Annotated in this window: 6 protein-coding genes; all 6 read right to left on the minus strand. The window is 57.5% G+C overall.

Annotated features, from left to right (window positions below):
- Positions 1 to 470 precede the first annotated feature (470 nt).
- Positions 471 to 1,388 carry a replication initiator protein A gene (locus tag ACIQ20_RS14435; protein ID WP_395781483.1) on the minus strand — a complete coding sequence of 306 codons (918 nt, stop codon included), beginning with the start codon at positions 1,386 to 1,388 and terminating at the stop codon, positions 471 to 473.
- Between the two features lie 296 nt (positions 1,389 to 1,684).
- The gene (locus tag ACIQ20_RS14440) at positions 1,685 to 2,065 is read right to left on the minus strand and encodes a ribbon-helix-helix domain-containing protein (protein ID WP_395781485.1); all 381 of its coding nucleotides are present in this window, start codon (positions 2,063 to 2,065) and stop codon (positions 1,685 to 1,687) included.
- Between the two features lie 34 nt (positions 2,066 to 2,099).
- Positions 2,100 to 2,747, minus strand: coding sequence for an AAA family ATPase (locus tag ACIQ20_RS14445; protein WP_395781487.1), 648 nt, complete (start codon positions 2,745 to 2,747; stop codon positions 2,100 to 2,102).
- 755 nt (positions 2,748 to 3,502) lie between these two features.
- Positions 3,503 to 6,451, minus strand: coding sequence for a glycoside hydrolase family 15 protein (locus tag ACIQ20_RS14450; RefSeq protein ID WP_395781489.1), 2,949 nt, complete (start codon positions 6,449 to 6,451; stop codon positions 3,503 to 3,505).
- Positions 6,452 to 6,456: 5 nt separating this feature from the next.
- Positions 6,457 to 7,980 carry a 4-alpha-glucanotransferase gene (gene malQ, locus ACIQ20_RS14455; protein WP_395781491.1) on the minus strand — a complete coding sequence of 508 codons (1,524 nt, stop codon included), beginning with the start codon at positions 7,978 to 7,980 and terminating at the stop codon, positions 6,457 to 6,459.
- A complete protein-coding gene (glgX, locus tag ACIQ20_RS14460; RefSeq protein WP_395781493.1) occupies positions 7,970 to 10,069 on the minus strand; it encodes a glycogen debranching protein GlgX in 2,100 nt (699 codons plus the stop codon). Before glgX ends, malQ begins: the two co-directional genes overlap by 11 nt.
- Positions 10,070 to 10,212 lie beyond the last annotated feature (143 nt).

The following is a 10,212-nucleotide window of genomic DNA, read 5'->3' on the forward strand; positions in this document are numbered from 1 at the left end:
CTTCACAAAGTCGAATGCGCCAGATTGATCGGACAGGATGAGGAGGCCGATGGGCTGACTTTCCATGTCGCGGGTTTGAATGAGCGAAAAGCCGATCGCGGTTTTGGCAACTTTTTCCGGTTGCGTTCCGGAATCAACGGGCCAAAAGGTCATGGCGTAATTGCCTTTAGCAAGATTTAGCTCTGGCCCAAGCTTGGAAAGGTCGCCAACAGGTAAGTTCCTTATAGGGAGTACTTCCAGCGCGTTTTGGCAATTGGCGTTAGACGTCGAGGTTATTGTGGTTTGGGACCATGCGTTTGAGCTCCAGATACTCATGGAGAGCGCGCAGTAGATGAAAGTCTTCAAGAGTGATTTTGACATGGTGAGTACCCAGGGCTCCTATACTTAGCAAACGATACCTGTTTCCACCGGCTCGGTTCCTTCAAGTTCAAGCCGAGAGCTTCCCCCAAAGTGGGTGATCCCCCGTTAGGTCACAGAAGGAGGTCGCCCTGCTTTTTGGCGATGGTGTCGGCGTATAATTGGTCAAATTCAACGATGGCGTCGGAGATGGTGGTGCGTTCGCCAGCATCTCGTCGGATGAAGTGGGCGGCGGGGGAGCCGTCGGCGGCTTTGACGATGGTCATGCTATATTCGGGCAATTCATCGCGCAGCGCGATCTTGCGCATCATCCGGGCAAATTCTTTGGGTTCAGAGTCAGAGCCCGTTTTGTCTTTGAGAACCGAGAAGCGGCAGAGCCAGCCCTTCTTTTGATCGCCAGCATGCTTGCGCGCAATTCGGTAAAGCGCGCGCTCAAGCCCACCGGTCAGGCTGAAATAGTCAGGGTGCATGGTCAGCAATTGCTTTTCCTGCGTCACCCCTTCGTAGATCCAGTTGGACAAGGTGATGCGCAGGGCTCGCGGCTGTTCGGTGATGGGGTCAACCTCAATGTCCCATTCATCGATCCAGGAGAAGCGGCGGTCCCTGCCCCGCTTAGCGCGCAACGACGTGAAGATGGTGGTCGAGGCCAAACGGTCGAGGGCTGCGCGAAGCTCTTGATAGCCTTTGCCGCCCGTGTCGCGCTTGATCGCGCGCAGAAGGTCATAGGCGGTGGTTCGCAGGGTGCGCGGCAGATCATTGACGCCTTGCTGCTTCAACCGGTTCAAAGCGCTCGCCGCCCAGATCAATATATCGGCGTCCCAGATGGTGGCCATGCCATAGGCCGGCACCGCTTCGACCTTAACCCAAACTTCGCCATCGGGGCTGCGGTAATCAATGGGCTTCAGGCGCTTGCGCTTTTGCAGCGAGAAGAAGGGCCGCTCCATCGTCTCCCGCTGATCCTTCAACGGGATGTCGTGCACCATCGGGATGAAGAAATCGAACTGAGGATCATCTTTGCGTCGCGCGGACATAGCTGTCTCTCTCTTTCGAACATCGCCCCTATCTCGTATGCGAGAGGGCAAAAGCGTGTCCCCGGTGACGCACCGCCGTGGTGCATGGAATGGAGTGTCCCGATTCGAGGGCCCAACCAAGTTAAGGGGCCCTTTTCGAGGGTGTTTGGCTGATCCTATCTGATTCTACGTCTGCGGGAGACAAATCAGGGGACGCTACCACACAGGTGGAGCTGTAGACCCGTCTGCATGTGGACACGTCGTCAGGTCGTCACGTGGTCCTGACTAGGCCACCCTGCCCCACTTTGGGCGTGGGTCTAGCGTTCACCCATCGGGTGCTTGCCATAGTGGCGCAGGACGAAATCGAGCCCCTCACCCACTAAGTGCTGCACAGTGACGTCCCGCTCTGCCGCTAAGATGCGTAGCGAGCGTGAGAGTTCTGGGCTGAAATAGCCCGCAACCATCACCCGGCCATCGCGGGCCTTGGCCTTTTGAGGCACGGGCATTGCGAAATTGGGTGGCGCGAAGACCGGCGCGGCTGCCATGGGTTCGGCCATCGCGACCGGGGCTGGCGCAAACTGCGGCTCTGCTACTTGTTGGCTATCCTGATTGGCCGGAGCCGCCATCTGGTATGGGTTTGTATTGGGTTGTGCTGCTACGGCGGCGAGACGCGCTGCGAGGCTTGGTGCTTTGGCCATCTAATTCCCCTTCCCTCTCGTTTAATTGTGGTGCTTAGGCGGCCTGTGGGACCGGTTGTGTTTTGGTGAGGCGGCCCATCATCCAGTCAAAGACGGCATCGACTTCGCTGGCGGCTTTACAGCCGGGCTCATATTCACTGGCGGTATGACCATCGACCACAGCATGACGGAAGGCGGCGCGTTCTGTCAGGCAAACTGGGGCCAAAGGCATCCCAATGCCGCGAACAACAGCAGCAGCATCTTCAACAAGGCTAGCGGCCCGCGGTGGGACGGCATTGAAAATCGTAAAAGCGGGCTTTTGCGCGATGCGCATCAACTCGCCGGTGGTCTTGATGGCGTGAAGGTCAAAAGCGCTGACCCGCGTCGGCACCAAAACCAGATCAGCGGCACGTGCGGCTGAGACGGCTGCAGCGTCAGCGGCTGGTGGGCTATCGAGGATGCAGAGATCGACACCGGCTTGGGCGGCTTCCTGCAACGTCGCCTCAAGGCGGGTGTAAGGGGTAGCCACAACGGCTGGATTGTCCCCTCCTCGCCAGTCGCCCCATTGCGCGGCGGTGGCTTGCGGGTCGAGGTCGATCAAAGCAACTGACATACCCTTGCGGGCGGCCGCTACGGCGAGGTGAACCGATAAAGTGGTCTTACCTGCCCCACCTTTTTGGCTGACTATGGCTACTACATGCATCTTCCTACCTCCTCGTGTCCACATGCGGCCATGTGGTAAGTTCGGCGCGTCGTCATTTGGGAAGGCCCACATTTGGAGGCCCCCACAAGTGGGCATGAGAGACATGGCGAGGTGTCGCCTTGTCCGAGGCTGGACTTGTTGAAAAGTCGCCGCCTCCCCGTGTCCACATGTTGAAACCCTAGACTTTAAACCTTAACGATTCCTTATCGCCCATCTGAAAATTCGCCTGTGAGGCGACTATGTGGGCAAGACGACTGTCGGGCCGTCTTTGAGCGAACAGCGGCTTGCTTGTCGATTTCTGAGCCGAGGAGAGGCAGGTGAGGGCACTGACCAGGATGTAAAGCCGTGCTGGCGAGCGCCGCGGCGCAAATTGGGGCCGTGACACCTGATTTTCATCCAGAAGTGGCCAGTTTGTTTGAATGTGGGCGTGTCCACACTTCCACGTATCCCCGTGCAGAAATGCGGGCTTGTAGACGTCTCCGATTGTCCGGCTGCGGACGTGGGGGGAAGTGGGCACGTCTGCAGGTCGCGTCTGTTGATTTGTCCACACGCAGACATGCCTTCAGTGAGGACGTGTCGCCGTAAAAACGAGCCAAACGGGGAGGGGGAAGACGCAATTCCGGTGTGCAAGGCTTAGTTGCAGCGGCGCGGCCACCGCACAGAAGCCGCAAAGCGTCTCCAGAAGCGCCCAAGCAGCGCCCTCAAGTCGTCGGGGGATCACACACGGCTCGGCAGGGGCGCTCTCCCTGCGTGTGCTAGCAAAAAGCAGGTTCAGACGTCGCTTTATACTTCTCGCAGCAGGCATAAAGTGCCAGTGCCATGGTCTGCGCATCGGCATGGCGTGCCATCGCCCAAACAGGACCCGCTTGCTTCCAATCTGGCTCGCCATTTCCAGCTTGGTGCCAAATCCAAGCCACGGCGTCATGGATCAGATCATCGAGAACAATGTCCTGATCAACCCGATAGTCCGGATCAAGCTCGTGACGGTTCGCGAGGACATTTAACGCTTCGAGGCAGAAGGTGCGATAAGCGGGGTCGGGGATGGTTTCGAGACGCACCTCTATCTCGAGGGCAAAATCCTTCTCCCAAGCGGTGAGGTCCGATCGGGCAACAGCGGCGTCCAGTCGATTATTGGCACCAAACACGATGCCGGGGCAGACATGGAGCAGGGACCACAGCCGTGCGAAAAAGTCACTGCCAACGCGGGTCAGCACGCCCAAACGTTCCCGCCATAGTTCCCAGTCGCTGCCGATTGCCTGCGCTGAAGGGGTTAAGGCGAAGGTTGGGGCGTGGGAGATAACCGCCCGCACCGAGGGCGTCTCCAGCAAGATCGCTTTGACGCGGTCAAACAAGACGCTGGGTGGTTCGGCGACCAGATTCTCCATCCCCCCGGTTTCTTCTTGTCCCAACCGATCAACAATCTCGGTTAATCGAATGGTCCGCATGCCGCGCACCGCATTGGAGTCTGACTTACTAAACAGACCCAAAGCCTGCAGCACTTCTTGGGCGATGACCGCATGGAGCTTGGAATGGAGACCCTCTTCGATCATGGTCACCAGCTCGCTTTCCGGCACAGGACGCGTGATGACCCGCCCTTCGCCAAGACCCAAGCGTCTCAGGCGGACCACAATGTCTTTAGCAGAATCCTGCAGGCGCGGATCGGTGCGGTTCAGCCACGCGGCTCCACGGCGGGCGGTTGCCCAATCCCCAGATCTGCCAGCCGCTTCATAAGTACGCTCGACCTCAGCTTGGTCGCCTGAGGCAATTGCCTCATCCAGACCGCGACCAAATCCATTGTTTGCAAGCGCGGGCAAATCTTCAGCGTGACTTGTGCTCCCTTGCGGCAGAAAAAGTGGGCTGATCGATTTTGGTTTGGTCTGGGCGCGCAGGACTTCGTCAATCCGAACCAGCTTGGTACGGGCAAAATCGACCTGACCGCGCTGAACTTCGTGGAGGAGATCAATCAGGCGGTCGACGCCACTGCCGTGCATGGCGGTTGCATCGACACACAGGATGAAGACTGGATTATCCTGCCCGCGCCAATGTCGGGCGACATAACGTAGGTCACCCCGTAAACGGCGCGCGCGGGCAGCCGCGTCATAGCGGATATGGTGGTCGTGGGCCTCAAGCAGGGTGGCTGAGAACAACACATGTCGGCCTTCAGCCTCATAGACATAGGCATTGGCGAGCGGCCCAAGGCGCTTGTCAGGCCGGCCCGTCAGACGCAAATGCGCATTACGACCAATCTGGGTCCAAACGCTGACCAGGTCCCCCGCCGTGCGAATGATTACGTCTGAGCCAAGATCTGACATTTGATCTGAGATCAGGCCGAGCGCTTGGAGCTTAGCGGCAGTCTCTGCATCTTCTGAAACAATGGCAAAAGCAATTTCTGGCTGATGATTGCGGTTCAGGTGATGGCGACGACCCAAAGGATCAATGTCTTCAGGTGCCAATAAGCCCTCTTGCAACATGGCTCCCAATGCCCAAAGCGATTGGGCCCATAGAAGGGGTAGATTGGCGTTGGCAACACGGTCTTGGCTACCTGGAGCAGCGGCTTCGGCTTCTACTGCATCGGCATCAACATAATAGAGCTCCGGCAAAAGTGGCAGGCCGTCGCGCATTTGGAACAAGGGTTCAAGGCGATCTGCCCAAGCTCCCGCGGCCCGCTTATCCCCTGTCATCTCAGCATCGACGAGAAGGTAGGTAAAGAAAAGTGGCCATTCGGATTCGATATTGGCAAACTTTGAGAGCTCGCCGGCGTGATAATGCAGGCGATGTTCGTCTTCCACCGTCGTCTGATGGCCATCCCGCAGAAAGCGCTTGCAGCCATACCGGCCAGCAAGGCGATCCAAGATCCGCCCGCGCGTATGGGAGATCAGCACTTTGTCGTCGACAGCAAAAGCTGGCCAGCCGACAACGGCGAGGAGGGCGGCATCGGTTTCTTTTGACGCAGATTCACCTGGCAATAAGACCTGCAGGGTCTCCCGTGCCCGCGCGATATCGTCGGCCGGCACTTGGATCGGTCCACGAGCGTCACAGCCAAACTCTAGGCCATCCATGGCTTCTAACGCCGCTTTGGCGATGCCCACGGAACTTGCGTTAATCTCGACCACGCCGTCATTGGATTTTCGACCACGTTCCCAAATGCCATAATCGGCAATCCGGTAAGCCGGTCCAATATAATGGACGAGGTTTTGCACAAAATCGACCTCATCAGCGGTTTCAACCACTTTGAGGCCACCGGCGGTCATTTGCGCTAGGAATAATAAGAAAAGCGAGGTGGCATCAATTTGCAGATGGCCCCAATGGGCGTCGCCGACCACAGGCTGACCCGTCGCTGCATCATATTTGGCATGGAGGCCATCGAGCGGGTCTTGGCTGTATTTGAACTTTTCCACCTTGTCGGCCTGGCCCATCATGGCCGACAAGAGGCCGCGCATCAGCCGGACGACACTGGCCTCTAAATGGGCTGTGCGCTCTGAACCGGGATCTAGACGCTTATAGGCACAAGCAAGGCCCCAAGCCCCAAGGATGGAATAGACATTGTCGCGCACCCATGCGTGCGCATAATCCCCATGAACGGTTTTGGCCGTACTCGCTGGCAAAAGGCCGGCTTCAGCGCTCAATCGTTTGAGAAAAATCGCGTCAATATGGTCATACCAATGACCAAGGCGCGCTTCCAAATTCGGAGTCTGTGCGTTCATGTGGGTCAGCGTCCGTACTCTTTCGCGAGATCAAGCAGCTTCTTGCGATCGGCTGGCGTAAAGTCAGCCGCCTCAAACCGCCAATTCCAATTGTCTTCTATGGTCCCCGGCGTATTCATGCGTCCGTTCCCGTCTAGGCCAAACACATCCTGTAACGCGATGATGGCGAGGTTGGATCCCGATTGCATGGCCAGTTCGATAAAGCGCCAGTGAAGGTCGGCACCGTCTCCACCGAGGAGTTCTAGGGCTGCGGCTGCTTCGCGTGGCGCATCATTGGCCCGCTCAGCAGCTTCACGACCATCATTCTTGAACCAGCCGATTACCGTATTATTGTCATGCGTGCTGGGATAGCACACGGTGGCGGCGGGATAGTGGTAGGGATGGCGCTCATCGCGCGGGGGCCCATCACCAAATTCAAACTCAAGGATTTTGAGGCCGGGGAAAGCAAATTTGTCGCGCAGGTTGATAACGTCTTCTGTGATGTGCCCCAAATCCTCCGCGATCACTTTCAAGTCCGGTAGGGCCGTCATGATGGAAGTGAACAAAGCGTCGCCCGGAACATCGACCCATTGGCCGTTAATGGCGGTGGTCTCGCCAGCCGGGGTTTCCCAACATGACGCAAAGCCACGGAAATGGTCGATCCGCACCGCATCGGCAAAGTCGAGCAAACGGCGCATGCGGGCTACCCACCAAGAAAAGCCATCTTCGGCCATCTTGTCCCACTCATAAATCGGATTGCCCCAAAGCTGACCCGTGGCGCTGAAATAGTCCGGGGGAACGCCCGCTCCAACGCGGGTGTTAAAGTCGGCATCCAGTTTAAACAGATCGGGTCGGGCCCAGACGTCGGCTGAATCATGGGCGACAAAGATCGCCATGTCGCCAATGATCATGATCCCTTTTGAAGCCGCATGTGCGCGTAAGCGCTGCCAGCGCAGATCAAACAGGTATTGCAGGGCCTCAATTGCCGCGATCTCAGAGGCGAGAGATGTGCGCGCTTGTTCGAGTGCTTCAGGCTCTCTCCGGCGCAGATCATCTGGCCAATGCATCCAGCCTTGGCGCTGCCGGGAAACCGAAATGGCTTCAAACAGCGCATAATCATCCAGCCAGGCCGTACCATTCTTGGCCTTAAATGCCTGAAGGCCGCTGGCCAGTGGATGGTCGGTTTGGGCCGCCAAGCGGCTGCCCGCTAAGGCCAAAACTTCTAAACGGGCAGGGACGGTGACGTCATAATCGACTTTGGTCTGCGGCAGTGCCTTCAAAGGTGCCACTTCTTCTGCGGTTAAGAGCCTAGCCTCGATCAGACCGTCGATGTCAATCAACAATGGATTGGCGGCAAAAGTTGTGGTGGCGGAATAGGGGCTCGCATTATTGCCTGTCGCATTTATCGGCAGGATTTGCCACAGCTTCTGCCCAGACTCAGCTAAGGCATCGATGAAGGCCATCGCTTCATCGCCGATTTCACCAATCCCATAGGGGCCAGGCAGGCTGGTGGGATGGAGCAAAATGCCACTGACGCGTTCAAAAGCCATGTCCGGTCTTTCCGATTGTTCTAGAGGTGTCGCGCGAAAACACGATAAGAGTTCGTGCAGGAAGTTGGATGGTTTGGCCGCCCGCGGCCACTTGATCTTGGGTTGGGCGAATGGGGTCGGCAGTCGTCAGCGCCATACGCCAAACACCTGTCCCGGTGGGGGGTAAGATAAAGGCTGCATCCTCAAGGCTTGCGTTAAACAGGATCAGCCAGCCCCGCGGCTCATACACGGCCGCAAAGCATTGGGTTTTGTGATCCATCCAATCCTTATGGGTCATAAGATTACCCCACACACTCCACCACGCAATCGTCGGCTCGCGCTCACCCGGACCATTGGGATGGCCTTCCGGGAAGCCCACGAACATCTCCTTGCGCAGCGCGATCAGCTGCTTGGTAAAGGCCAAGCGTTGTGCGCCAAGGCGCGAGCTGGGTAGACGCCAATCTAGCCAACTGATGGCATTGTCTTGCGCATAAGCATTGTTGTTGCCGCCTTGTGTGCGACCCATTTCATCACCGGCCAGCAACATGGGTGTGCCGAAGCTTAAAAAGATGCTTGCCAACATGTTGCGCGCTTGACGTTCGCGAAGCTCTTCAATCTCGCGGTCAGCTGTCTCGCCCTCGACGCCATAATTGGACGAGAAATCATGATCGCCGCCATCGCGATTATTCTCGCCATTGGCGTGGTTGTGCTTATGCGCATAACGCGTGAGGTCTAAGAGCGGAAATCCATCATGGCACGCGACGAAATTGACGCTGGCCTCAACCGGCTTGCCTTTATTGCGAAACAAGTCTGGGGAACCCGCTAAGGCTTTGGCAAAGTCGCGCGCCATATCTTGATCGCCACGCCAAAATTGCCGGATCGAATCGCGTGCTTTGCCGTTCCAATCCGCCCAGTCTGGTGGAAAGTCACCGACATAATAGCCCCCTGCGGCGTCCCAAGCCTCAGCGATGAGTTTGACGTCTTTGAGACGCGAGTCTTGCCGGACCGCTTCAAAGAAGGGGGCCTCCCGGCTGAACCGGCCTGCTTCGTCTATGCCGAGGGAAGGGGCAATATCAAAGCGGAAGCCATCAAGACCATAGCATTGCACCCAATGGGCCAGCGACTCTACAATCAGATCCCGGACTTGGGGATGGCCAGCATTCAGCGTCGCGCCACAGCCGCTGATATCGGCATAGCGGCTTTGGTCTTGTGGATTTAAGCGGTAGTAAGAAGCATTGTCGATGCCGCGAAACGACAGTGTGGGGCCATGCCGATTGCCCTCACAGGTGTGGTTGTAAACCACATCCATCCACACATCGAGATTGCGCGCATGGGCGTTTTGAACAAAGGCGCGCATTTCGGCGATTGGATCGCCAGACGCATAGTCGCCATGGGGAACAAAGTAATTGAGCGTGTTATAGCCCCAAAAATTCTTCAAGCCTTGATCGACCAAAAACCGGTCATGCATGAATTGATGGACGGGCAACAGCTCAATCGTCGTAATGCCGAGCGCACAAAGGTAATCGAGTGCCGCCTGACTTCCAAGGCCCGCAAAAGTCCCCCGCTCTTGGTCCGACAGGCCTGGCAGTTGCATGGTAAAGCCTTTGGCATGCAGCTCATAAACCAGCGTCTCGCGCCAAGGTCTCGCACTGGGGCGGGGCAGGGGGGTCATCGCGGCGGCGTCTACAACAACCCCTTTCAAACAGGTCGCGGCATTGTCGCGATTATCGGGCATGCCATTTGGGTCATGGCCTTCGTAGAAATAGCCAAAATGCTCCGGGCCCCACCGAAACGCCCCAGCCAGCGCTTTCGCATAGGGATCGAGCAAAAGCTTATGGGGGTTGAATAGATGACCTTGGTCTGGCCGGTAGGGCCCGTGGACGCGGTAGCCGTAGACAGTACCCGCTCCAAGCTTGGGCGCAAATCCATGCCAGATGTCGCCTTTGCGCGCAGGAAGATCGGCGCGCGCAATCTCGTGCTGTCCATCGCTCGAGAACAGAACCAGCTCAACCCGCACGCCATGGGCACTAAACAGCGCAAAGTTCACGCCACCCTCACCGAGCGTCGCGCCCAATTGATTTGGGTTGCCTGGTTCCAGTCGCAGCACCATTGCGTTACCGTTTCCTATGCCGGAACGAGATAGAGGCCAGCAAGTGGTGGCAGGGTCAGGACGATGGAGGCCGGTTGTCCATTGAAGGGCATAGCTTCGGCCTCAACCTGGTTAGGACCGTCAAAATTGGACCCGTCATAGGC

Origin of the sequence: Aquidulcibacter sp. (assembly GCF_044346625.1) — a bacterium.
GTDB lineage: Bacteria > Pseudomonadota > Alphaproteobacteria > Caulobacterales > Aquidulcibacteraceae > Aquidulcibacter.

Coding starts and splice junctions, on each gene's coding strand:
- ACIQ20_RS14450 (WP_395781489.1), bottom strand. CDS start 6,451: ATGAACGCACAGACTCCGAATTTGGAAGCGCGCCTTGGTCATTGGTAT.
- glgX (WP_395781493.1), bottom strand. CDS start 10,069: ATGGTGCTGCGACTGGAACCAGGCAACCCAAATCAATTGGGCGCGACG.
- ACIQ20_RS14440 (WP_395781485.1), bottom strand. CDS start 2,065: ATGGCCAAAGCACCAAGCCTCGCAGCGCGTCTCGCCGCCGTAGCAGCA.
- ACIQ20_RS14445 (WP_395781487.1), bottom strand. CDS start 2,747: ATGCATGTAGTAGCCATAGTCAGCCAAAAAGGTGGGGCAGGTAAGACC.
- malQ (WP_395781491.1), bottom strand. CDS start 7,980: ATGGCTTTTGAACGCGTCAGTGGCATTTTGCTCCATCCCACCAGCCTG.
- ACIQ20_RS14435 (WP_395781483.1), bottom strand. CDS start 1,388: ATGTCCGCGCGACGCAAAGATGATCCTCAGTTCGATTTCTTCATCCCG.